This window comes from Hydrogenobacter sp. T-2 (assembly GCF_033971325.1).
Taxonomy (GTDB): Bacteria; Aquificota; Aquificia; order Aquificales; family Aquificaceae; genus Pampinifervens; species Pampinifervens diazotrophicum.
Window position 1 is genome coordinate 1,020,438 of the sequence record NZ_CP117180.1, and the last position, 21,477, is coordinate 1,041,914.

General features: G+C 42.3%; 25 protein-coding genes. 19 read left to right on the forward strand and 6 right to left on the reverse strand.

Annotation, left to right across the window (positions count from 1 at the left end):
- Positions 1 to 76 precede the first annotated feature (76 nt).
- Together IAE16_RS05895 and IAE16_RS05900 are read left to right on the forward strand one after the other, a co-directional pair.
- Positions 77 to 619, forward strand: coding sequence for an FMN-binding protein (locus IAE16_RS05895; protein WP_323699835.1), 543 nt, complete (start codon positions 77 to 79; stop codon positions 617 to 619).
- Positions 616 to 1,566 (forward strand): Aq_1264-related membrane protein, encoded by a 951-nt coding sequence (locus IAE16_RS05900; RefSeq protein WP_323699837.1) that lies wholly within the window; start codon positions 616 to 618, stop codon positions 1,564 to 1,566. Before IAE16_RS05895 ends, IAE16_RS05900 begins: the two co-directional genes overlap by 4 nt.
- Before the next feature lie 2 nt (positions 1,567 to 1,568).
- Here the strand turns inward: IAE16_RS05900 and leuS are convergent, their stop codons facing one another.
- Positions 1,569 to 3,395 (reverse strand): leucine--tRNA ligase, encoded by a 1,827-nt coding sequence (gene leuS / locus IAE16_RS05905; RefSeq protein ID WP_323701636.1) that lies wholly within the window; start codon positions 3,393 to 3,395, stop codon positions 1,569 to 1,571.
- 40 nt (positions 3,396 to 3,435) lie between these two features.
- On the opposite strand from leuS, the gene IAE16_RS05910 reads away from it, so the two are divergent.
- The 15 genes from IAE16_RS05910 to IAE16_RS05980 are packed head-to-tail and all read left to right on the forward strand — an operon-like array spanning position 3,436 to position 14,348.
- Complete coding sequence (locus tag IAE16_RS05910; protein ID WP_323699838.1) at positions 3,436 to 3,687, forward strand: hypothetical protein; 252 nt, start codon at positions 3,436 to 3,438, stop codon at positions 3,685 to 3,687.
- Positions 3,684 to 4,478, forward strand: coding sequence for a 4-hydroxy-tetrahydrodipicolinate reductase (dapB, locus tag IAE16_RS05915; protein WP_323699839.1), 795 nt, complete (start codon positions 3,684 to 3,686; stop codon positions 4,476 to 4,478). The genes IAE16_RS05910 and dapB overlap by 4 nt, the downstream gene beginning before the upstream one ends.
- Entirely contained in the window at positions 4,475 to 4,891 is a 417-nt protein-coding gene (locus IAE16_RS05920; protein ID WP_323699840.1) for an archease, read from the forward strand. Before dapB ends, IAE16_RS05920 begins: the two co-directional genes overlap by 4 nt.
- The gene (gene pdxJ, locus IAE16_RS05925) at positions 4,891 to 5,619 is read left to right on the forward strand and encodes a pyridoxine 5'-phosphate synthase (RefSeq protein ID WP_323701637.1); all 729 of its coding nucleotides are present in this window, start codon (positions 4,891 to 4,893) and stop codon (positions 5,617 to 5,619) included. Before IAE16_RS05920 ends, pdxJ begins: the two co-directional genes overlap by 1 nt.
- A 15-nt stretch (positions 5,620 to 5,634) precedes the next feature.
- Positions 5,635 to 5,892, forward strand: a complete 258-nt coding sequence (locus IAE16_RS05930) for a hypothetical protein (protein ID WP_323699841.1) — start codon at positions 5,635 to 5,637, stop codon at positions 5,890 to 5,892.
- Between the two features lie 9 nt (positions 5,893 to 5,901).
- Positions 5,902 to 6,753, forward strand: coding sequence for a hypothetical protein (locus tag IAE16_RS05935; RefSeq protein WP_323699842.1), 852 nt, complete (start codon positions 5,902 to 5,904; stop codon positions 6,751 to 6,753).
- Positions 6,754 to 6,762: 9 nt separating this feature from the next.
- Positions 6,763 to 7,347 (forward strand): sulfurtransferase TusA family protein, encoded by a 585-nt coding sequence (locus IAE16_RS05940; protein ID WP_323699843.1) that lies wholly within the window; start codon positions 6,763 to 6,765, stop codon positions 7,345 to 7,347.
- Between the two features lie 5 nt (positions 7,348 to 7,352).
- On the forward strand, positions 7,353 to 8,123 hold the full coding sequence (gene trpC / locus IAE16_RS05945) for an indole-3-glycerol phosphate synthase TrpC (protein WP_323699844.1): 771 nt from the start codon (positions 7,353 to 7,355) through the stop codon (positions 8,121 to 8,123).
- A gap of 14 nt (positions 8,124 to 8,137) precedes the next feature.
- Positions 8,138 to 8,470, forward strand: a complete 333-nt coding sequence (locus IAE16_RS05950; protein WP_323699845.1) for a hypothetical protein — start codon at positions 8,138 to 8,140, stop codon at positions 8,468 to 8,470.
- 11 nt (positions 8,471 to 8,481) lie between these two features.
- Positions 8,482 to 9,672: a phosphoglycerate kinase gene (locus tag IAE16_RS05955; protein ID WP_323699846.1), complete on the forward strand. Its 1,191-nt coding sequence runs from the start codon at positions 8,482 to 8,484 to the stop codon at positions 9,670 to 9,672.
- Positions 9,665 to 10,465, forward strand: coding sequence for an inositol monophosphatase family protein (locus IAE16_RS05960; protein WP_323699847.1), 801 nt, complete (start codon positions 9,665 to 9,667; stop codon positions 10,463 to 10,465). Before IAE16_RS05955 ends, IAE16_RS05960 begins: the two co-directional genes overlap by 8 nt.
- Positions 10,449 to 10,988, forward strand: a complete 540-nt coding sequence (locus IAE16_RS05965; protein ID WP_323699848.1) for a Uma2 family endonuclease — start codon at positions 10,449 to 10,451, stop codon at positions 10,986 to 10,988. Before IAE16_RS05960 ends, IAE16_RS05965 begins: the two co-directional genes overlap by 17 nt.
- 2 nt (positions 10,989 to 10,990) lie before the next feature.
- Positions 10,991 to 11,869: a universal stress protein gene (locus tag IAE16_RS05970; protein WP_323699849.1), complete on the forward strand. Its 879-nt coding sequence runs from the start codon at positions 10,991 to 10,993 to the stop codon at positions 11,867 to 11,869.
- Positions 11,866 to 13,503 carry a tetratricopeptide repeat protein gene (locus IAE16_RS05975; RefSeq protein ID WP_323699851.1) on the forward strand — a complete coding sequence of 546 codons (1,638 nt, stop codon included), beginning with the start codon at positions 11,866 to 11,868 and terminating at the stop codon, positions 13,501 to 13,503. The genes IAE16_RS05970 and IAE16_RS05975 overlap by 4 nt, the downstream gene beginning before the upstream one ends.
- Entirely contained in the window at positions 13,500 to 14,348 is an 849-nt protein-coding gene (locus tag IAE16_RS05980; protein WP_323699852.1) for an LptF/LptG family permease, read from the forward strand. Before IAE16_RS05975 ends, IAE16_RS05980 begins: the two co-directional genes overlap by 4 nt.
- Before the next feature lie 112 nt (positions 14,349 to 14,460).
- Here the strand turns inward: IAE16_RS05980 and IAE16_RS05985 are convergent, their stop codons facing one another.
- From IAE16_RS05985 to pdo, 3 genes are read right to left on the reverse strand one after another with little or no spacing between them, the layout of a single operon-like run.
- On the reverse strand, positions 14,461 to 15,222 hold the full coding sequence (locus tag IAE16_RS05985) for a DUF3108 domain-containing protein (protein ID WP_323699853.1): 762 nt from the start codon (positions 15,220 to 15,222) through the stop codon (positions 14,461 to 14,463).
- Entirely contained in the window at positions 15,186 to 15,509 is a 324-nt protein-coding gene (locus IAE16_RS05990; RefSeq protein WP_323699854.1) for a tetratricopeptide repeat protein, read from the reverse strand. Before IAE16_RS05990 ends, IAE16_RS05985 begins: the two co-directional genes overlap by 37 nt.
- On the reverse strand, positions 15,496 to 16,170 hold the full coding sequence (gene pdo, locus IAE16_RS05995; RefSeq protein WP_323699855.1) for a protein disulfide oxidoreductase: 675 nt from the start codon (positions 16,168 to 16,170) through the stop codon (positions 15,496 to 15,498). Before pdo ends, IAE16_RS05990 begins: the two co-directional genes overlap by 14 nt.
- Positions 16,171 to 16,215: 45 nt before the next feature.
- Here pdo and IAE16_RS06000 point away from each other — a divergent pair, with 45 nt between their 5' ends.
- Together IAE16_RS06000 and IAE16_RS06005 are read left to right on the forward strand one after the other, a co-directional pair.
- Entirely contained in the window at positions 16,216 to 16,899 is a 684-nt protein-coding gene (locus IAE16_RS06000; RefSeq protein WP_323699856.1) for an SDR family NAD(P)-dependent oxidoreductase, read from the forward strand.
- A 10-nt stretch (positions 16,900 to 16,909) separates the two neighbouring features.
- Positions 16,910 to 19,858 (forward strand): bifunctional diguanylate cyclase/phosphodiesterase, encoded by a 2,949-nt coding sequence (locus IAE16_RS06005; protein ID WP_323699858.1) that lies wholly within the window; start codon positions 16,910 to 16,912, stop codon positions 19,856 to 19,858.
- On the opposite strand, the gene IAE16_RS06010 is transcribed toward IAE16_RS06005, so the two are convergent.
- Positions 19,833 to 20,468 carry a TIGR01906 family membrane protein gene (locus IAE16_RS06010; protein ID WP_323699859.1) on the reverse strand — a complete coding sequence of 212 codons (636 nt, stop codon included), beginning with the start codon at positions 20,466 to 20,468 and terminating at the stop codon, positions 19,833 to 19,835. The genes IAE16_RS06005 and IAE16_RS06010 overlap by 26 nt on opposite strands.
- 14 nt (positions 20,469 to 20,482) lie before the next feature.
- Entirely contained in the window at positions 20,483 to 21,451 is a 969-nt protein-coding gene (locus IAE16_RS06015) for a cellulose biosynthesis cyclic di-GMP-binding regulatory protein BcsB (protein ID WP_323699860.1), read from the reverse strand.
- Between the last annotated feature and the right edge of the window lie 26 nt (positions 21,452 to 21,477).

A 21,477-nucleotide genomic window follows, 5' to 3' on the forward strand; every position in this document is an offset into this window, starting at 1 on the left:
GAGGGGCTTTTAGTGTAAAAGTGAGGTCTTTCAAGTTATGATTTCTGGAATAGAATTAAAAGTTTAGGAGGTCAGAATGGCTCTGTTGACCCTTTTATTTCTTATTGTTTACACTCTCTTATCCACTGACTCCTTGCAAGCAAAAGAGTTCAAAAGACCAGAGCAAGCCCTTTCTCAGATTTATCCCGGCTCTCAAATAGAGGTTAGGAATATTACCCTCACAAGAGAGCAGGTGGAAGAGGTTCAAAGGATATCTGGCGTCAGGTTAGAATCAAGGCTCGCCTCATGGTATATAGTCAGAAAAGGTGGACAAATAGTAGCCTATGGCTATGCGGACATACACAGAGTTAGGACGCATCCAGAGGTAGTCCTATATACAATTACCCCAGACGGAAGGCTTGACGTGGTAGAGGTGCTTGCCTTTTATGAGCCTCTTGAGTATATGCCAGAAGACCAATGGCTTAGGCTCTTTGCAGGCAAACAGCTAGGCAAAGACCCCATAAGACTTAGGAGAGATATTCCCAATATAACAGGTTCTACTTTGACAGCAAGAGCTATAACTGACAATGCCCGTAAGGTGCTTGCCATGTGGCAGATACTTTTTGGAAGTGCAAGATGAGGTTTTTCATATCTGCCAACATAAAGAAAAACACACCCCTATACTACGCAGTGCTCTTTTTCTTGGTTTTTGCCTTGCTTTTCTGGCTTGCCTCTTGGGTTCATTTCTATTCCAAGTATGGCTTTTCTCAAGAGAGTCTTGTGAGATATTTCTTTATGGACCCAGAATTTCCCGAAAGGGTCTCCATAGCACAGGTCTCGGAGGACTTTCATGTGGGAGTTTTTATCCATGGAATGCTTTTGATAACCCTTTTTTCTTTGCTAAATATAACAGCCTTATCCAAGAAAGTCAAGTTAATGTTTATAACTTCCACAAGTTTCTTTGCCCTTTTGTTTTTGCTTTCTGACTTCCTTATACTTCTGCTTGGCACCAAGACGGTTATGTTAAAGCTCCTTTCCTTCTTGGCTTACCAGCTTAATTTTTTAATTACATGGTTTTTGACCACCTTCCACATCCTAAGAGATAAACAAAACTCGCCGAAAACAGACACTCTAAAGCTTATAAGCCTTGCCTTTGCTTTTTTTTCTCTTTTTTTTCTCTTTTCTAATTTTTTGAACTTTCATGCTAAAATGGGCTTTGGGGTTGAGGGCATAAGAGACTACTTTCTTGGCAATCCAGACCTCTTCATTAGGGCTAAGAGTTTTAATGGCGTTTTCAAAGTTTTTTATCCCCATCTTATAGCCATGGCGGTTTATTCTCTTGCCTTGGCTCATCTTTTGTCTTTTGTAGGAGTAAAGAGAAAAACAGCCCTTTGGATAGGTCTTTTTCTGTTTCTCTTTTCCTTTTTAGATAATCTTACAAGTCTGCTTTTGCTTTTTCTTGGTTCACCCCTTGCCTACCTTAAACTGCTTAGCTTTTGGAGCTTTCAGCTCTTAGCTGTTGGCTCTTCCCTTGTGCTATTAGTGGGTTCTTTGAAAGGGGGCGAAGGGGCAAAGCTATATCTTTGAGGTTAGCTCTTTGAACCCATATCCCTTTCCATTAACTCTTTTAGCTTTTCCACGTCCTCTTCCAAAAGGCTTTTCACTCCATACTTTTCTTCCAAATACTCCAAATACCTCTCTACGCTTACCCACCTTTTTAGCACCATACCTTGAGTAATAAGCCTAAGGAAGGGCTCTTTGTCCTTTACCAATCCAAGGTCATAAAGGAACTTTTGGAAAAACCTTGCATAAAGAAGGTGCAAGACCGCATGCTCTATACCGCCTATGTATAGGTCTACGGGCATCCAGAACTCCACCCTTTCTGGAGAGAAGGGCTTTTCTGAGTTTTTGGGGTCGCAAAAGCGCAAGAAATACCAGCTTGAGTCAAAGAAGGTATCCATTGTATCCGTCTCTCTTTTTGCAGGTCTTCCACACTTGGGGCAGGTGGTGTTGACAAACTCTGGAACTTTTTCAAGAGGGTTTCCATGACCTGTTATCTCCACCCTTTGAGGTAAAAGCACGGGAAGTTGGTCCTCTGGGACTGGCACTATTCCACAGTGGTCGCAGTAAACTATGGGTATAGGCGTGCCCCAGTATCTCTGTCTTGAAATGTTCCAGTCCCTTAGTCTGTAGGTTATTTTAAAGTCTCCAAGACCCCTTTCCTTAAGCCACTGGGTTATGGCTTTCTTTGCTTCTGTGGACTTTATACCATTAAACTGTCCAGAGTTTATGAGAATACCCGGCTCTTCGTAGGCTCTGTCCTTTGGAAGCTCTCCCTCCGAAGGTTTAACCACATACCTTATGGGTAGTCCATACTTTATGGCAAACTCGTAGTCCCTTTGGTCATGGGCTGGCACGCACATTATGGCACCCGTGCCATACTCATAAAGCACATAGTTGGCGGTCCAGACGGGTATATTTTCCCCTGTGGCAGGGTTTACCGAATAAACTCCAAGAAACACACCTTCTTTTTCTTCCTCTATTCCCCTTTCCCTTGTGGATTTTTGTTTCATACGCTCCACAAAGCTCTTGACCTCTGAGAAGTTTCCCCTCTTTGCCAATTCAAGGGTAAGAGGATGCTCTGGTGCAAGCACTACAAAGGTAGCACCAAAGACCGTGTCTGGTCTTGTGGTAAAAACCTCTATGGGAATATCATCCACAAAGAATTTAAGGATAGCACCCTCTGACCTTCCTATCCAGTTTCTTTGCTGTGCTATAACCCTTTCTGGCCACTTGCCTTCAAGCTCCTTGAGGTCTTCCAAAAGCCTCTCCGCATAGGCGGTTATATTCAAATACCAGGAGGGCACTTCCCTTCTTACTATGGGCGTGCCACACCTCCAGCATCTTCCCTCTATAACCTGTTCATTGGCAAGCACCGTTTCATCGTTAGGACACCAGTTTACCTCTGCGGACTTCCTGTAGGCTAAGCCATGCTCAAAAAACTTGAGAAAAATCCATTGATTCCAACGATAATACTCAGGGTCGCAGGTGGTTATCTCCCTATCCCAATCGTAGGAAAAGCCAAGGCTCTTTAACTGCCTTTTCATATAGGCTATGTTTTCGTAGGTCCAGTTGGCAGGGTGGACTCCATGCTTTATGGCAGCGTTCTCCGCAGGCAATCCAAAGGCATCCCATCCCATAGGATGAAGCACCGAGTAGCCTTTAAACCTCATAAACCTTGCTATGGCATCTCCTATAGTGTAGTTCCTCACATGTCCCATATGTATCCTGCCAGAAGGGTATGGAAACATCTCAAGCACATAGAGTTTTTTGCCCTCTTCCCTTGCTTTGAAAATACCTTCCTCTTCCCAAACTCTTTGCCACTTGGCTTCTATTTCCTGAGGCTTGTAGTCCATATTCATATTATAATTTTTCAAAACTAAAAAGGAGAGTGTCATGGAAGAACAACTTTACGCAGTGCCTTTCAGCCTCGTGGGTTTCTTCTTCACCAACAAGCCTATAGAAGAGAGCATAAGGGGAGACCTCAGCCCAGAAGAGCTGGAGAAGCTCCAGGAGATAATAAGTAGGTTTCTCTTCACCGAAGGCATTCAAGTAGCTCTTTATCCTTCAGTGGTGCCACCAGACCAAGCGGAAGAGGCAGTGGAAGAGCTTGAGGATATGATTTTTGGAGAAGAGGAGGAGGAATGACAAAGGCGGTAGTCTGCGGTGCTCTTGGTAGAATGGGTAAAAGCATCCTAAGGCTCTCCCTTGAGTATTCCGACTTTCAAGTAGTTGCAGGAGTGGAACATCCAGACTGTATAAGGTCTCATGACCTTGGTGAAGCCTCTGGTATAGAAGAGCTAAAAGGTCTTCCTCTCACTCCAAGGCTTGAAGATGTGCTCGGTCTTTGTGATGTAGTTATAGAATTTTCAGGCAACACCACTGCAGCGATTTCTCATGGAAAACTTTCTGCCCTTGCAGGAAAGGGTATGGTAATTGGAACTACTGGCTTTAAGGAGCATGAGCTTGAGGAGCTAAAATCCTACTCAGAGCAAGCTCCCATACTTGTCTCACCTAATATGAGTTTGGGTGTGAACCTGCTCTTTAGGCTTGTGGAAATAGCGAGCAGTGTCCTAAAGGGCAGAGGCTTTGATGCGGAGGTGCTTGAAATTCATCACAGATACAAAAAGGATGCACCAAGCGGAACCGCGCTAAAACTTGAGGAGATACTCCTAAGGACTATGAACCTACAAAAGAAAGTCCACTGCAGGGACGGAATTGCACCAAGAGAGTTAGAAGAGGTGGGGGTTATGTCCCTTAGGGGTGGAGATGTGGTGGGTGAGCATACCGTCTACTTTTTTGGTTTTGGAGAAAGGCTTGAACTTACCCACAGGGCAAGCTCAAGGGATATATTCGCCAAGGGTGCAATAGAGGCGGCGAGATGGATAAAGGGCAAAAAGCCTGGTTGGTATTCCATGTTTGATGTTTTGGGGCTATGAGCTTTTATGAGACCATAGACCGTATAACTGCGGATGCGGGCATAAGAGTATGTGCTAAAAGCCTTGAGGAGCTTCTATGCAAAAGCATACTGGCAACCTTTAACGAAATAACGCCTATAGAATCCATACCACCAACAGAAGAAAAGGTCATAGAGGTAAATTCAGAGCTCCCCTTCTTGCTTGCAGACCTAATAAATGAATCAATTGTCCTGCATGAAGCGGAGCTGTTTGTAGCTTCAAAATGTGAACCATTGGAGGTCAGGGAAGATTATGCAAGGTTAAAACTCATTGGAGATAGGTTTGACCCACAGAAAAACGAGCCAAAGCTGGTAATAAAAGCGGCTACTTACCATGACCTTAAGGTAGAAAAGCAAGGGGACCTCTGGATAGCGGAGGTTATATTTGATATATGATGAAGCTCGGTGTAAACATAGACCATGTGGCAACCCTTAGGCAGGCAAGGAAAACCTTTGAGCCAAGTCCACTTTTTGCAGCCTTGATTGCCCAGCAAGCGGGAGCACACCAGATTACCCTTCACTTAAGAGAGGACAGAAGGCATATACAAGAGGAAGACTTGGAGCTTATAAAAAAGGCGGTGCATGTGCCAGTGAACCTTGAAATGGCAGCAACGGATGATATGAAGGCTATAGCCCTAAGGGTTAAGCCCAACAGGATAACCCTTGTACCAGAAAGAAGAGAGGAAATAACCACAGAAGGCGGGCTAAACGTAGTTGCCATGAAGGACCATCTAAGGGAATATATAAAAGACTTCAAGGAAGCTGGAATAGAGGTTTCCCTTTTTATAGAGCCTGAGGAATCACAGGTATACGCAAGTAAGGAAGTGGGGGCTGACGCTGTGGAACTTCACACGGGGAGGTATGCAAACCTTTTCAACTCACACAAAATTGAGGAAGCAAAGAAGGAGATACAAAGACTAAAAGAATCCAGTCTAAAGGCAAGGTCTCTGGGCTTAAGAGTTTACGCAGGGCATGGGCTTACATACAAGAACACCTCTCTTCTTGTGGAGTCTTTGAGAGGTGTGGTGGAAGAGTTAAACGTAGGTCATTCTATAATCTCCAACGCACTTCTATGGGGTATAGAAAGGGCTGTCAAGGAGTTCTTGCAACTTCTAAAAAAGTAGCTATATTTACACATTATGGCAGAGAGGGAAGAGCTAAAAGAAGAGAGCCTTGAGGAGCAAGTGGAAGAACTCAGAAAGGACATGTTCAAGCTCTTTGAGGTTTTACTTCCTCCCAAGGAGGTTAGAAGAGAAGTTATGAAAAACCTTTACACTATGGAGCTTTCCTTTTGGAAGATAATCAAGACCATAGTAGACTACGAAGTGCAGAGGCTTGAAAGCAGAGTGGAAGGAAGGGAGAAAAAGGAAAAGGTGAAAAGGATACAGGTGGAGTAAAATATTCTCGTGCTTAGAGATATTGGTCTTATATTCCTTGCTTTTAGGGTTTTGCTTTTTGCCTTCTTTCTTGGGCTATCTATTGATAAGTCTCCGTGGGAGCAAGCTATCATAATTATACCTGCTGGTGTCTACTTATCTCTTGGTATACATATGTTTCTCTATCCAGGCAAGCTAAAGCTATTTAAAAGCTATGGAGACCTTGTTTTTCTACCTTTGCTTACACTTCTCTCTGATCATAAAGAAGCAATACTCGCCCTTACCGCACCAATAGCTCTCTACACTAGCAGAAACGTCTTTAGAGGTATGCTTTTCCTTTGGCTTTTCATAGGCTTAGGCTTTTATTACTATGGTGTCTGGGGATTTGTTCTTTTGCCAGTCTCCCTTACCCTTTTTATGGCATCCTTGCATCCAGACCTTGTGGAAGCTCTGAGAAAGGAGAGGCTCTACGTAAGAAACTTAAGAAAGTCCTACTCTAAACTAACAAGCGAATACGCAAGATTGGAAAAGGGTTCTCAAAATGCCTTTAGAGAGGGACTGCTTCTTGACCAGCTTATCCAAAGCAAGGATATTTACGAGTATCTAAGAAATTTAAAAGAGACATATGAATTGAAAATGGTAAGCATAACACCTTCCAAGGGGGAATTTATGAAAAAGCCAGTGGTTGACGTGGATAATCAACGTTTTTGTGTTCCTGTAAGGCTTGAGAGGGGAGAGGTTAATGTGTGCTTTTATGTAAATAGTCCTATGCAATTCTACGATAAGGAGTTAATGAAAACCCTTGAAAGGGCAGGAAAGCTTATAAATTTATACATAGAAGGTCTTGAAGAAAGACCTCAGACAAAAGTTATAGCGGTGTGAGGTGATAACATGGAGGTTCTAGAGGAAAAGGAAGAGGTTCTTGACCTTACAGGGCTCATGTGCCCTTTGCCTGTGGTGATGACTTCAGAAAAAATGAGGAAGCTAAAGGAAGGTCAAAAACTCATTGTTATATCCACAGACCCAGGCTTTGAAAGGGATATACTAAGCTGGTGCGGTCAGACGGGTAATGAGCTTGTAAGTCTCAAGAAGGAAGATGGCAAAGTGGTTGCGGTCTTAAGAAAAGGCTCTCAAGCCATAGAACCCTCTCTATGGTATTGGGTCAAGTTCCACTCTCTTGGAGTAAAGCTCCATGTAAGGCACATCCTCATGAGCTTAAATCCTTTTATCAAAAAACCTGACCACTTTATAACCTTTACCGCCATATCGGAAGGCACAAGGGCGGAGAAGTTTCTAAAGGGCAGAGCCAAGCTCATACCCATACCCGATGAGATTGACCCAAGATGCGGTGTGGTGCTTGCGGTTCATGGCTACAAGGAGGCAAAGGAGATATACGACCAACTACAAAAAGAAGGCTTTGGTGTAGAGGCTATATACAAGAAGGAAGGTAAGGAATACAGGAGGGTCTATCCATAGGAGTTTTGGAAAGAATAGTTGAGAACAAGAAGACTGAGATAAGGAAAGACCCAGACTACATAAAGGCTTTGGAGGAAAGGGTAAGCCTTAGGGACTCCTTCTTTTCCTTTGAGAAGGCTCTTTGCTCCTGTAGGACAAGGATAATAGCGGAGGTCAAAAGGGCTTCGCCTTCCGAAGGCAGAATAAAAGACATATCCGCGGTGGAACAAGCCAAACTATACGAAAAAGCCGGCGCGGTAGCCATATCTGTGCTTACAGATAAGAAGTTCTTTAAGGGCTCTCTTGAGGACTTGTATGAAGTCAGACAGATAGTAAACCTTCCCTTGCTTAGAAAGGACTTTATCCTTGACCCTGTGCAGGTTCTTGAAGCAAAGGCTTATGGTGCGGATATAGTGCTTCTAATAGTTAGGATTTTAGAGGATGGGCTACTGAGAGACCTCTTGGAATACTCCAAAAAACTGGGACTTTCTCCTCTTGTAGAGGTCTTTAGCCTTGAGGAAGCGGAAAGGGCTCTAAAAGTTGGTGCTTACATAATAGGCATAAACAACAGAGACCTTGACACCCTTAAGGTAGACATAAGCCTTTCTGAAAGGCTTGCACCAAAGATAAAGGAGATGGGAGCAAGGTTTGTGATAGCGGAGAGCGGTATAGAAAACCGTGAGCAGGTTCTAAGGCTTGAGAACTCGGGAGTTGACGCTTTTCTTGTGGGGACGAGCCTTATGAAAAGCCAAGACCCTATAAAAAAGCTAAGAGAATTAATGGGTTATAATTTCTAAAAGGAGGTAGTCCCGTGAAAAACACCCTTGACCTAAACCTCATGGAAGAATTATCAAACCTTGAATACTTTATTGTCAAAGCTCCAGTCAATACTCAAGAATTTTGGAAGGAATGGCAGGAGAAGTATTCAAGAGCCTTTGTGTCAAGAATAGCAATAAAGAAGCTCTTAAGGACAAGAAAACTGAGCTATGAAGATATAAAAAGATACAAGGCACTCCTTGAGGTTTACGAGGATATAGTCTTTTACCTTGAGAACATCAAAAGACTTGCTTTGAATTTGAGAGGCATCTTTGAAACAAACGGAAGCCCTGAGTTTGATGACGAAGATATAGACTTTGACTTTTAGGAGGTGGAGCTATGCCATTTAGAAAGAAAACACTTAGGGATGTGGAGCTAAAGGGTAAAAGGGTTTTAGTAAGGGTGGATTTTAATGTGCCTATGGACGAGCTTGGGAACATAGAAGATGATACGAGAATAAGGGCAAGCCTGCCAACCATTGAGTATCTGCTGGACGCAAAAGCGAAGATAATTCTTATGTCTCATCTTGGAAGACCAAAGGGAAGAGATGAAAAGTTTAGCCTTGCACCTGTGGCAAAGAGGCTCTCAAGATATCTCAACCGAGATGTTAAACTCCTTCCTGACTGTGTAGGTGAAGAGGTGGAAAAAGAGGTTATGAGCATGCAAGAGGGGGATGTGGTGCTTTTGGAAAACTTGAGGTTTCACGAAGGAGAAAGTAAAGGGCAGGAGGAGTTTGCCAAAAGTCTGGCAAAACTTGGAGAGGTCTATGTGAGCGACGCCTTTGGCACCTGCCACAGAAAGCATGCTTCTGTATACCTTGTTCCACAGATTCTAAAACCTGCGGTGATGGGCTTTTTACTTGAAAAGGAGATAAGCTACTTTGAGAAGGCTATGGTAAACCCACAAAGACCTGTGGTTGCCATAATAGGGGGTGCAAAGGTCTCCTCAAAGCTGGGAATTATAAAGAATCTTCTCAAAAGGGTGGACAAGCTCTTTATAGGTGGTGCTATGGCTTTTACCTTTATAAAGGCTATGGGCTACAAGGTGGGGAACTCTCTTGTGGAGGACGATCTAATTCCAACCGCAAAGGACATTTTAGAGGTCGCTCAAAAGCTGGATGTGAGGCTCTATCTTCCTGTAGACTTTGTCATAGGCAGAGAGGTTTCAGACAATACACCCACAAGGGTAGTCCCATGGCAAGAAATACCAGAGGGTTGGATGGGTCTTGACATAGGTCCTGTCTCTGTAGCTCTTTTGAGGGAGATAGTGTCGGACGCTCAGACCATAGTGTGGAACGGACCCATGGGTGTGTTTGAGCTTGATAGGTTCAAAGATGGCACCTATGAGACCGCAAAACTCCTTGCTCAATCTCCCGCTCTTACCATAGCAGGTGGAGGAGATACAGACCATGCCATACACAGAGCTGGAGTGTATAACGCCATAGACTTTGTCTCCACAGGTGGTGGTGCCTTTTTGGAGCTCTTAGAGGGCAACAGCCTTCCTTGTATAGAAGTGTTGGACGATGCGTGAGCTTGAGCTTTTCCTAAGGGTCGCAAAAGAGGCAAGCCTTTTGGGAGGACAAGTCCTAAAGGAGTTTTACAGAAAAGAAGACAACCTTGTAATGGAAAAGGGGGAAAAGGACATATACAGCCTTGCGGACAAGCTATCGGAAGAAAGGATTAGAGAACACATACAAAAACACCTACCAGACCACAAGATAGTAGGAGAAGAAGAGGGAGGCTCTGCGGACGGTGAATATGTGTGGTATATAGACCCTCTTGATGGGACAAAGAACTACATAGCAGGCTTTCCAATTTTCGGAACTTCTGTGGGGCTTTTATACAGAGGAGAGCCTATTGTAGGAGCGGTATACTTACCTGCCTTTGACAGCCTCTACTGGGCTCTAAAGGGGGGTGGTGCCTTCAAAAATGGAAAGCCTATAAGGATAAGGCAAAAGGCTCAGCTCAAGCAGTGCTATGTTGCCTATGGTTATCCCTCAAGGGCAAAAAGGAACTTGAATTCTTATTGGAACATATTCAGAGAGGTCTTTGACAAGGTAGGTGCAATGAGAAGACCCGGCGCTGCAGCGGTAGACCTTTGCTTTCTTGCAGAGGGTGTCTTTGATGGGTTGTTAGAATTTGAGCTAAACCCATGGGATGTGGTTGCCGGCTCTCTTATAGCCAAAGAGGCAGGTGCCAAAGTGGCACTAACCAAAGGCTTCTCTATGGGAACGGATGTTTATGCGGGGAACGACCTATGCTTTCCCTTTATACAGGGAGTGCTTAAATTAAACCTCGAGGAGTTTCATGAGCTTAGCCTATAAGTATAGACCACACTATACGGTGGAAGATTATCTTAGATGGCAAGGGGACTGGGAGTTAATAGAGGGCATTCCATATGCTATGGCTTCGCCAAGACCTATAAACCAATACCTTCTTAACGAACTTGGTGCTTTTTTAAGGAATGTTTTTTTGCAGGAAGAATGTAGCACTTGCAAAGTTTACGTGGAGCTTGATTGGTATGTATCCTTTGACACGGTCATAAGACCAGACTTAATGGTATTGTGTGGAGAAATTCCAGAGAGGGTGGAAAGCCCGCCACAGATGGTGGTGGAGATAGTTTCTCCAAGTAGTAGGCAGATGGATGAAGGTCTTAAGTTTGAGCTGTGTGAGATGCAAGGCGTGAAATACTTTGTCCTTGTTTATCCTGATGAGAAGATGGTAAAGGTCTTTGAGTTTGTGGATGGGAAATACAGAGAAAAGTTAGATAGGGTTTTTAAACTAGATGGATGTGAAGTGAGTGTAGACTTCTTAGAGCTTTTTAGTAATTTTGAAGGGAGGAGATGAAGATGAAATTCCTTGCACCAGTTGACTTTACGGAGATAACAAACCCGCTTATTAGAGTAGTGAAACTCTTTGCCCAAGCCCACAATGCCAAGGTCCATCTTCTTCATACAGTGTCTCCCGTGCTTTACCTTCCCTATCCAGAGAGCTTTGGTATGAGCACAGTAGACCTTGAGCTACTGGCAGAGCTTCAGGAGAGAAAGAAGGAAGAGGCAAAGGAGAGGTTAAAAGGTCTCGTGGAATTTTTAAAGCCTCTGGAAGTGGAAATTCTCGTAGAAATAGGAGAGCCTGCGGAGGTGGTGTTAGAGAAAGAAGAGGCATACGACCTTGTCTTTATGGGAAGTCACAAAAAGGGTCTTGTGGAAAGGATATTAGTTGGCTCAACAACAGAAAAGGTTGTGAAGTATTCAAAAAAGCCTGTTTTTGTGCTAAAGGGAAAGGAACCAGAGGGTATAAAAAAGGTCCTTATAGGATATGACCTCTCGGAGCATGCAAAAAAAGCCCTTGAATTTGCTGTAAACCTACTAAAGCCCTTTTCTCCTCATATAGTTCTTCTACATGTGGAAGAAACTATTGAACTGCCACTCGTTGAAGGAATAAGGGATGTTCTAAGTGAAAAATACAGGGAAGAAAAGTTAAAACATATTGAAAAAATTAAGGACTGGCTTAGAGAATCCGGCTTTACAGCCTCAGCCTATATACTTGAGGATAGGTCTCCTGCAGATGGTATAAGGAACTTTTTGAAGGAAGACCCAGACATAGACATAGTGGTATTGGGAAGTAGAGGTCTTTCTGGCTTAAAGAGGGTGCTTCTTGGAAGCACATCCTCGGAGCTTCTGAGGTCTTTGGAAGTTTCTCTTATTATACATAGGAGTTTAGAATGAGAGTGCTTTTTTTCCTTTTGCTCTTTGGTGTATCCTTAGCTTACAATCCATACACCGATTATGTTTTCTGCAGGCTCTATCAAGAGAAAGAACCACTCAAAGCTGAAAGCTATTGCCTGAGAGCCCTTGGAAGAGCACCAACGCCATCCTTGTATGTGGACGTTGTGAGGTTAGCCCTTCAGCTGAAAAAAAACGATATGGCACTCAAGGTTGCCAACGAGTTTAAGTCAAAGTATCCTAATATGCCTGACCCATATCTTCTGCTCCATAGTGTATACAGTATAAGAAGAGAAGGAGAAAAAGCCTTGAGAGCCCTTGAGGATGGATATTCAAAGAACCCAGAGTCAAGGGAGATAATGGTCTTTTTAGCGGAGGAATATCTTAGAAGAGGACATATCCCAAAGGCTCACAGTGTGCTTACAAGGCTGGCAGAGGTCAGTCCAGAAAACCCTCTACCCTATTTTATGCTTGCAAGAATTGCCCTTTCTGAGGGTAAACAGCAAGAAGCCATAGAATACCTTGAGAAATCTCTAAAGGTAAGAGGAGACTTTGAAGCTGGCTTTATAACCCTTGGAAGCATATACGAACAGCGAGGAGAATACTCAAGGGCGGAGAGCTTATACAAGGACATACTCAAACAAGACCCAACCAACAGAAGTGCCTTAGAAAGGCTTGCAAACATATATGCAATAACAGGCAGATATGAAGAAGCAAAGGATGTTTACCAAAGGCTGGCAGAAGTTTATCCCGACGGCGATTATCTGTATCAGTATGCCCTTATCCTTATAAGGTCTGGAGATACAAAAAAGGCTAAAGAACTTTTAGAGAATCTGTATAGGGAAAACCCAGATAATCCAGACGTGGCTTATAGCTATGCACTCCTTCTTGAGTTTGAAAAGGAAACTGACAAAGCTCTTGAAATATATCTTAACCTTCAGCAAAAGGTAGGCAACAACCCAAAGATCCTTGAGAGACTGGCAGTTATATACATAGATAGGAAAGAATACCAAAAAGCAGAAGACTTACTCAAAAAGGCTCTTGCGGTAGACCCAAACAGTTATCAGCTAAACCTTATTACGGGAAGCCTTTACAGTGAGAAGGAAGAACTTGAGGAGGCTCTTAAATACGTAAACAAAGCAGTGGAAATAAACCCGAGAGATTACAGAGGTTATTTCCTAAGAGCAATAATCTACGACAAATTGGGCAAGATACTGTCTGCGGAAGAAGACCTCAAAAAAGCTCTTGAGCTAAACCCCGATGACCCAGAGCTTTTGAACCATCTTGGATACTCTCTTCTCCTTTGGTATGAAGGTGCAAGATTGGATGAAGCGGAAAAGCTCATAACAAGAGCTCTTGAAAAGGACCCAGAAAACCCCGCATATATAGACAGTATGGCGTGGGTTTTGTATTACCGTGGAGATTACATAAAGGCTAAGGAGCTTCTTCTCAAGGCTCTTGAAAAGGAAAAGGAAGACCCTGTGCTATACGAGCATATGGGAGATGTCCTCCTCAAGTTAGGAAAGGAGGAGGAAGCACAGGAATATTACAAAAAAGCCTATAACCTGCTTATGCAAGGTAAAAGAGGAGAACCAAACCAAAAGGAAAGGCTAAAGGGTAAGATAAAAGTCCAATGATATTTAGTTGGTTTTTTTGGAGGGTTTTTAGACTTGCTTTGATTATCAGCCTTTTATTTACTTTTTTATTTCTCATATTCCAGATAATCAGACTTGACCAAATACTGTTTCAACTGCCCTTGAGAGACTCTTTGCCTTTTCTTTTGTTATGGTTTTTGTTTTATTTCTCTTACATGCTTCCAACCGCACTATTTATAGCTTTTGCCTTCCAGCTTTTTGAATTAAAAGAAAGCAAAAAACTCCATGTTATACAGTCCTTCGGAATAAGACCTATTAATCTGTATACAAGAAGCATTTTTATGCTACTTCCTGTTATTTTTGCCCTTTCCTTTGTGTTTAGCAAACTAAACGAAGAGGATATTGGTTTTGTAAGGAGACATCTTACGCTAAAATACTACGCTATTCTATTAACTTCCGTTCCTTCAAAGAGCTTTCACACCTTCGGACAGTTCACCTTATATGTGGAAAGGAGAGATGGAAACATCCTTGAAGGTATATTTTTCAAGTTTAATGAGGGCGTGGTTGTGGCAAAGAAAGCAAGAGTGGAAGCGGGAACACTCACCTTTGAGGATGGTTCACTTCTTACCCAAAGGGAAGGAAAGACTTTTGCTACAGATTTCAAAGTCTACAAACTGAGCCTTAATAGGATAGTTGGTGACGACAAGAAAACCTCTTCAAGAGAACACTTAATTGGCATTTTTAATGCATTGTCTCCTCTAATTCTTATGGCTGTTGCCTACAGGCTTATATGGTTTATAGAACATCATCACAGTTTTTATTACGCAGTGGGTTTAACCTCTGTGCTTTATCAATTAGTCCTCTTACTTCTCAAGCAAAAACTGTAGAGTTTTCATAGAATTTTCAAAAACCTATTACAAAGCCAGCAAATTTAGCCCAATCTGCTCAAGAAAAGAACAAGAGGGAGTATAAGAAAGAACTCTTGGAAGCTATATAACCCTACCTTTTTGCACTTAAGACACTCCTAAGAAGATTTTTATCTCCATCTACCCTCTCAAGCCTCGCGGACGCAGAACCTATAGCAAATTTTAATTCCATCCTAACCGGCAGGTTCGTTTCCTCATCTATCCACAAATACCATGTGCCTCTGGGTTTTAGTAGACCCTTTGTCTCTATATTAGGATGCACTTCTATCTTTCTTGCAATAAAAGAGCCCGCTGGCGTGTCTATTTTTTCTCTTCCTACAACACCGTAGGGTAGCAGGTATTCCTTATCGTCATAAAACATCTTTACTGTGCCCTTGTTTACCCTTGCACTATCTCTATACAGTATTAAGCTGGCTGTATAAGGGTCTACATAGCCTCTGTAGTTATATTCCTTCTCTTCTTTCTTTTCAATTTGTTCACTCAGTTTTACATATTTTATCTCAGTTGTCTTTATCTTACCACCACCAAAGATGTATTCTTGATATCTCTTAAACTCCCCCTCTTCTTGATAGTAAACAAAGCGTCTTGGAGAAAGGTCAGGAAGCTCTATCTCCGCATCACCCCTGTTGTATACCCTTTTTACCGCCTTACCCACATTTATGGTTCTCACAAAGCTTTCAACTTTAAGGTTGTTGTTTTGCTGTTTGTAAGTTATGCATGTCTCTGCCACAGGCATAAAGAAAAGATAAGCTCTATAGCAGGCTTTTAGCTCCTGGGCGAAGGAAAAACCCACAAACCCTAAAAGGACTGCAAAGACCTTAAATGCTCTATCCAAGACCTAAACTCCTCCGCCATGCTTGGATGGTTGTGCTTTAGAGCCTTTTGCACGCCTTCCTGTAGGACTTCTATAGCCTTTTCGTATTCGCCAAGCTCTTCGTAGCACTTAGCAAGAACGCGATAGCCTGCACCCTCATCTTCCTTTAGGCTTATATACTTTTCCATATGCCTTATGGTGTTTTGGTAATCTCTTAGCTTGTAGTATTCCAGTGCTAAAGAGTAATGCACCATAGGATTGTCTGGTGTCTTTTCCAACAAACTTTTAAAATACTCAAGCCTGTCCATTTTCTCTCCTTAGCTTTTCGTAGGCGGATATTACATACCCGAGGAAACTGTTTTCTGGCTGTGCACCCACAAACTCCGCAAGCCCTCTATTTATAACTATCTTTGGCACGCCCACAACCTGAAACCTCTCTGCCAGGTCCATGTTCTCGCTGGCATCAACTATTAGCGCGGTTATGTTATCGTTTGCCATGGCAAAATTCATAGCAGTTATGGCTGCGGAAGGACAGTATCCACAGGAGGTGGTAACAAAGACCATAATCTCCATGGGTAGGTCTATGCCTTTTAGCATTTCCACAGTCTTCTCTGATAGCCTTGGCTCTCTCTTTGATACTTGCACTATGCCCTGAACCAAAGTAGTAAACTCAAGCCCTGCAGGAAGACCTATGTAGCGTATGCCATAGTCCTTGTCGCCCTCTATCACTATAGTAGGCACCCTGTCAATACCATACTTCTGGCTTATTTCCTTGTCTACAAGAGGAGAGTAGACCTCCAGCTTTATCTTTTCTTGTTCCACATCCGCAAGTTCCTTCAAAAGTTCTTCCGCCACTTGGCAGGTCTCACAGCCTATAGCTTGAGAGAAGAGCTTTAGGTTTACTTGCTCCTTTAGCTCCTTTGAAAATATGTCTTTGAGCTGAGTCCTTACCTCAAGGTTAAGAAGCATTTTCTACCTCCTTCAGGTCCTTATTATATCCTTAAAATATAAACCATGAGAGACAAGAGAGCCATAATAACTGGTGGAAGCAAAGGTATAGGAAGGGCAATAGTAGAAAGACTTATAAAGGAGGGTTGGCAAGTTTGCACCTGTTCAAGAAAAGAAGAAGACCTAAGAAGATTAAAAGAAGAGCTGGGAAACCCTCAAAGTCTATACATAAGAGCCTGTGATGTGGGAGATAGGGTTTCTGTTATGGAATTTGTCCGCTTTTGCGTTCAGAATATGGGACGCATTGACCTTTTGGTAAACAACGCAAGCCTTCTGGGTGAAAGAGTTTCTATTGAGAACTATCCCGAAGATGTGTGGGAAGAGGTTATAAGGGTTAATGTAAATGGAGTTTTCTACATGACAAAATATGCAATTCCTCACATGAACTCTGGCTCGGTTATAGTTAATATGTCTTCTGGTGCTGGCAAAAGACCTGCACCCTACTGGGGAGCTTATGCGGTCTCCAAGTTTGGTATAGAAGGTTTTAGTCTACTCTTGGCAGAGGAGCTAAAAGATAAGAACATAAGGGTTTACGCCTTTAACCCCGGTGCCACCAAAACACAGATGAGAGCAAAAGCATATCCACATGAAGACCCAACGACCCTAAAGCCTCCAGAAAAAGTAGCGGACTTTATCCTAAGACTAATAAGCTCTAAAGTTCCAAGTGGTTCTTACGATTATAATGAGTAGAATATAAGTTATGACTAAATATTTAGGCTACTTAATCTTAAGCGTAGGCTTTATAATATCTCTTATAGCCTATATCTTTCAAGATAATCTTGTCCTTACGAAGCAAGCCTTTGCGGTAAGTATATCTATCTTTAGAATAAGCACCTTTTTTCTTCTCTTATACTTGAGCCTTACGCTAATTTCGCTTGGTCAAAGAGTTGTAAGTAGAAGGCTATACTTACTGGGAATTTTCCTAATACCCGCTTTAATTCCAGACCTTTTTCATATACTATCCTTTTCCTTTTTTCCTGATTTTATAACGGAAAACAAGAGACATAAAACCGCCTACCTTTATCTTTTTTCAAGAACTATGGTTATAGTAGCTCTTTATCTAAGCATATTTAGTGAAAAATTTTTCTCAAGAGAGGTGAACCAGAAGGTGCTTCCAGTAATTCTTACACTATTTTCCCTTTTTACCTCCTTAGGAATTGTCCTATATTACTCCCATCTTCCTCCCATATTCCTACAGATGGATAGTGTCAAGCCAACTTGGTATAAGACTGCCTACGATGTTATAAGTTTTGTGCTTTTATCCTTTATTGCGGTTTACATATACAGAAAAAAGGTCTTTGGAGAAAGGGTATCGCCCTATGTAAGTCTTTCTGTAGGTTTTCTCGCCCTTTCGGTTTTTACCTTTTCTCTTGCTCTCCACAAGCACGTGTTTGACTTCATGGTTCCTCTTGCCTCCTTTTATAGAGCGGTGGGTTATGGACTCTTTACCTTTAGCGTGCTCTATCTAAGCGTAAGAAAAGAGTCAAAGGCTATAATGGAATCTACAAGAAAGCTCTTGTTTCTCCTAATGAAGGAAAAGCCTTTCAAGGAAGGAGATATTTTCTACATAAAGTTGGGAAAAGGCACAACCTATGGTATTTCTAACCTTTTTATTTACGACCTCAAAGATAAAAAATGGCTTGCTCAGGCTTATGAAGAGGAAAAGAAGGATATGCCTGCTATAGAGCCTATGGAAATGGGTAAGTTTTTGCAGAATCTTGGTAAGACTTATCTGGATAGAGAATATCACTATAGCCTTTATGAAGATTATTTAGTCATAACAGAGATAACCTCTGAATACAACAGAGATGCGGAAAGCCCTCTTAAAAACCTACATATCCTCAATGTAGAGAGGCTTTTATTGGGATACTTTCTCAATTTGATAAATTTTGAAAGAGTAATAGAGGAAAAGACCAGAGAACTTCAAAGGCTTTACCTTCTTTTAGAAACCTCAGAATACGCTACTCAGGCATACAACAACATAGATACCTTTTCCAAACAGGTGCTTGAAAGGCTTGACTATACCCTTAAGATGGATGGAAGTGTTTTCTACATGTGGAACAAGAATGCAGAGCTTCCAGAAAGAGTGGTTTTTTCAAGTGGTTTCTTGCAGAACTTTCCTGACTTTAAACTTCACCAACTTTTGGAAAGGGTAATGGAAAGTCCAGATATGTATGGAGCGGGAGATAAATACATTTACTGTAAATTTGAAAGCAATTATTACCAGTCGGGCTTGTTAGGACTTAGGAAAGACAAAGGCTTTGACAAAGAGGAGTTTCTCTTTTTGAAAACGGTAAGCAATCAACTTTTCCACGTGGTGAGACTTATGAAAGTCATAGAAGACCTTGAGAAAGCCCAGGCAAGTATAAGATTCTTGACCGAATACGACCCACTGACCATGCTATATAACAGAAAAAGCTTTGAAAAGATTCTTGAAAATGAAATAGAAAGTGCTAATAGGTCTGGAGAGTCCTTATGTTTGCTCTTTATTGATGTGGATAACTTCAAGATTATAAACGACACTTATGGATATCACGTGGGAGATATGGTTCTTAAGCATGTTGCGGAAGTGCTCAAAAAGAAGATAAGAAGGCTTGATACCGCTGGTAGGTTGGGTGGAGATGAGTTTGGCGTAATACTGCCAAAGGCTAATAAGGGTGTGGTGGAATATATAGCAGAGAGGCTAAGGCAAGAGGTCCTCAATACGCCGATAACCTTTGGAGATACGGAAATCCGTGCAAGTTTAAGCGTGGGTATAGTATGTTATCCTCTGGATGCTAAGAATAAGGAAGAGATACTATCACTCGGTGAAGCCCTTACGCATAATATAAAAAGGGAAGGTAAAGGAAGGGTAAAGAGTGTAGAGGAATCTGTAAAAGAAATTTATACATCCTTTAGAAGGATTGAGAGAAAGGTTCTTGAGAGCCTTGAAAAGGCATCTATAGAAGTATTCTTGCAAGACATAGTTAATCTAAGCACTGAAAAAGTTGAGGGTTTTGAAGCACTGATGAGGCTAAAAGTGGACGATGACCTTCTTCCTGCGAGCAGGTTTATAAACATAGCAGAAGATATGGGGCTTGTTCAAAAGCTGGACATTGCCATGATAGAAGGATTGTTTCAGAAGATAGCTTCTGTTAAGGATAAAAAGGATATCCTATTGTTTATTAATCTTTCTCCTCAGGACCTTACGGATGACTTTATAAAGGATGTGGTGCAAAGGGCAAAGACTTATGGCGTTGAAACTGCTCGTATAGTCTTTGAGATAACAGAAAGGGAGGCGATACAGGATATAGGTAGGATGAGTAGTTTTCTAAAAGGCTTAAAAGAGGCAGGTTTTAGGTTCGCCATAGACGATTTTGGCTCTGGTTATGCCTCTTTTCTTTACCTTAAGTATCTTCCTGTGGATTTTCTTAAAATAGAAGGTGAATTTATAAAGAGTATGAAGAGGTCTCATGTGGACAGGATATTTGTAAAAAGCATAGTGGATGTGGCAAAGGGTCTTGGCATAAAAACAGTAGCGGAATATGTGGAAAATGTAGAAACCATTGATATTCTCCTTGACTTAGGCATAGATTACGCACAGGGTTATTACATAGGAAAGCCTGGACCTGCGGAAGAGAAGCTCAGGAACTTCTTCTCCAAAGGATAAAACCAAGGGTCTGAAGGAAAAGATTTACAAGAAAAACTCCTACCGCAGTATACAAGGTTGCCTTAAACCAAAAGTCCATGGGATAGACTCTCAAAAGCATGTCTTCGTCTCTAAAACGCCAGGAATAAGGGTCAAAGAAAAGGTTATGAAAGGCAGTAAAAAGCCAATCGTAGTTAACCGCAGAAGCAATTAACACAAAGAGGACAAATACCTCAAGAAGAAGTCCTCCAAAGAACAAAACCTTTCCCATATCTTTTCTATTCTTTAGGCTAAAAAAGCCCAAAAGCCAAATAGGAAGAGTAATATACAAAAAGCCAAAGAAAAAACTCAATAGCCTTTTTACATCCTCCATATGTTTTATCTCTCTTTCGTTAAAAAGTCCAGAGCTTTTAAACTCCTCCATGCCACTGTCTGAAAGAACAGACCTAAGCCCAAGTTTGGCTATGCTTAGTCTTAGCTCATAGGGCATTGGGTCTGGTGGCAGGTCTACTCTTTTATATAGGAACTCCACAAAAAGGTCTGTAAAGGCAAGGCGAACTACAAGCAGTGTGAGGAGAATAGGAAAAAGGACTATGAGCAAAAGGCTCACAGCCCACTTCTTACTCGCCATAGGTTAAGTATAACCTACTTGTAGCCTCTTATTGTTGTAGGTCCCGCATGACAAGCTATGCAGGATTTTTCTGTGCCTATTACCCTCACAAGACCAAAGCTCTCTGCTATTTGCTGGTGTTTGGCGTGTATGCTCTCTATAGGTTTGAACCTTCTCACTTGTGGCACGTTTATGCCTTGATGGCACTGGTAGCAAGTAAGCATGGCTTCTTTCCAGAGGTTAACCGCCTTTTCTTTATCCTTTGCCTCAAGGGCTTTTGGAAGCTCATTGTAGAGGATGTTGTTTCTGTGTCTGACAACTGCCTTGAGGTCATCTCCCCACTGGGCTACCATCGGACCTGCCAAAGCCATGTTCTTTCCACAGGCGGACAGCCCCATGGGGCTTCTTATGAGCCTTAGCCCTGCGTCAAACTCACCCTTTTCTATATACCCCCTTAGAGCTACAAAGGAGAAAAAGGTTCTGTATGCACCCGCTTTGAAGTTGAGCCTCACATCTGCAAGATACCTACCTGCCTGCATTATCTGTTCCTTGTTGGCACCACCTACGATTAGTATGTTTTTGCCATCTTTTTGCACCATCTTTATAGTGGGCTTTTCAAAACTCAAACCCACCTCTTTCACTATGTCATTGTTTACTCCCACCACTATGAGATTTTGGTAGTTTATACTCTTTAGCCTTTGGTCGCTTACGAGAAGCTCTGGCATTTTAGATTGACGAACATCCTCTGCGGTAAAGCCTATGTCCTCCGTCCATTGTCCAAGATAGTAGGCTATCCTGCCAGCAAGGGCGACTACGTCAGGGTCTTCCTTTGAGCCATAGACCACAAGGGTGTTTGGGATAGTTGCATCCTTAATCACCGCAGGCGTGCCTGTCCAAACCTCTCCATAGGTTACATAGGGAAAGAGCCTATCCACAAAGGGTGGGTCAATCACTGGCTGTGCCAAGGAAACGCTAACTACACTAAGGACTAAAAGCCTTTTCATACCTGTCCTCCTGTGCTTTTGAGAGG

Bases quoted from the DNA above. Each gene is read 5' to 3' on its own strand.
- IAE16_RS05910 (WP_323699838.1), top strand. From the start codon at position 3,436: ATGGAAGAACAACTTTACGCAGTGCCTTTCAGCCTCGTGGGTTTCTTC.
- IAE16_RS05940 (WP_323699843.1), top strand. From the start codon at position 6,763: ATGGAGGTTCTAGAGGAAAAGGAAGAGGTTCTTGACCTTACAGGGCTC.
- IAE16_RS05900 (WP_323699837.1), top strand. From the start codon at position 616: ATGAGGTTTTTCATATCTGCCAACATAAAGAAAAACACACCCCTATAC.
- IAE16_RS05965 (WP_323699848.1), top strand. From the start codon at position 10,449: ATGAGCTTAGCCTATAAGTATAGACCACACTATACGGTGGAAGATTAT.
- IAE16_RS06005 (WP_323699858.1), top strand. From the start codon at position 16,910: ATGACTAAATATTTAGGCTACTTAATCTTAAGCGTAGGCTTTATAATA.
- IAE16_RS05975 (WP_323699851.1), top strand. From the start codon at position 11,866: ATGAGAGTGCTTTTTTTCCTTTTGCTCTTTGGTGTATCCTTAGCTTAC.
- IAE16_RS06015 (WP_323699860.1), bottom strand. From the start codon at position 21,451: ATGAAAAGGCTTTTAGTCCTTAGTGTAGTTAGCGTTTCCTTGGCACAG.
- IAE16_RS05980 (WP_323699852.1), top strand. From the start codon at position 13,500: ATGATATTTAGTTGGTTTTTTTGGAGGGTTTTTAGACTTGCTTTGATT.
- leuS (WP_323701636.1), bottom strand. From the start codon at position 3,395: ATGGACTACAAGCCTCAGGAAATAGAAGCCAAGTGGCAAAGAGTTTGG.
- IAE16_RS05960 (WP_323699847.1), top strand. From the start codon at position 9,665: ATGCGTGAGCTTGAGCTTTTCCTAAGGGTCGCAAAAGAGGCAAGCCTT.
- pdo (WP_323699855.1), bottom strand. From the start codon at position 16,170: ATGCTTCTTAACCTTGAGGTAAGGACTCAGCTCAAAGACATATTTTCA.
- dapB (WP_323699839.1), top strand. From the start codon at position 3,684: ATGACAAAGGCGGTAGTCTGCGGTGCTCTTGGTAGAATGGGTAAAAGC.
- IAE16_RS05930 (WP_323699841.1), top strand. From the start codon at position 5,635: ATGGCAGAGAGGGAAGAGCTAAAAGAAGAGAGCCTTGAGGAGCAAGTG.
- IAE16_RS05990 (WP_323699854.1), bottom strand. From the start codon at position 15,509: ATGGACAGGCTTGAGTATTTTAAAAGTTTGTTGGAAAAGACACCAGAC.
- IAE16_RS05895 (WP_323699835.1), top strand. From the start codon at position 77: ATGGCTCTGTTGACCCTTTTATTTCTTATTGTTTACACTCTCTTATCC.
- IAE16_RS05920 (WP_323699840.1), top strand. From the start codon at position 4,475: ATGAGCTTTTATGAGACCATAGACCGTATAACTGCGGATGCGGGCATA.
- pdxJ (WP_323701637.1), top strand. From the start codon at position 4,891: ATGAAGCTCGGTGTAAACATAGACCATGTGGCAACCCTTAGGCAGGCA.
- IAE16_RS06010 (WP_323699859.1), bottom strand. From the start codon at position 20,468: ATGGCGAGTAAGAAGTGGGCTGTGAGCCTTTTGCTCATAGTCCTTTTT.
- IAE16_RS05970 (WP_323699849.1), top strand. From the start codon at position 10,991: ATGAAATTCCTTGCACCAGTTGACTTTACGGAGATAACAAACCCGCTT.
- IAE16_RS06000 (WP_323699856.1), top strand. From the start codon at position 16,216: ATGAGAGACAAGAGAGCCATAATAACTGGTGGAAGCAAAGGTATAGGA.
- IAE16_RS05955 (WP_323699846.1), top strand. From the start codon at position 8,482: ATGCCATTTAGAAAGAAAACACTTAGGGATGTGGAGCTAAAGGGTAAA.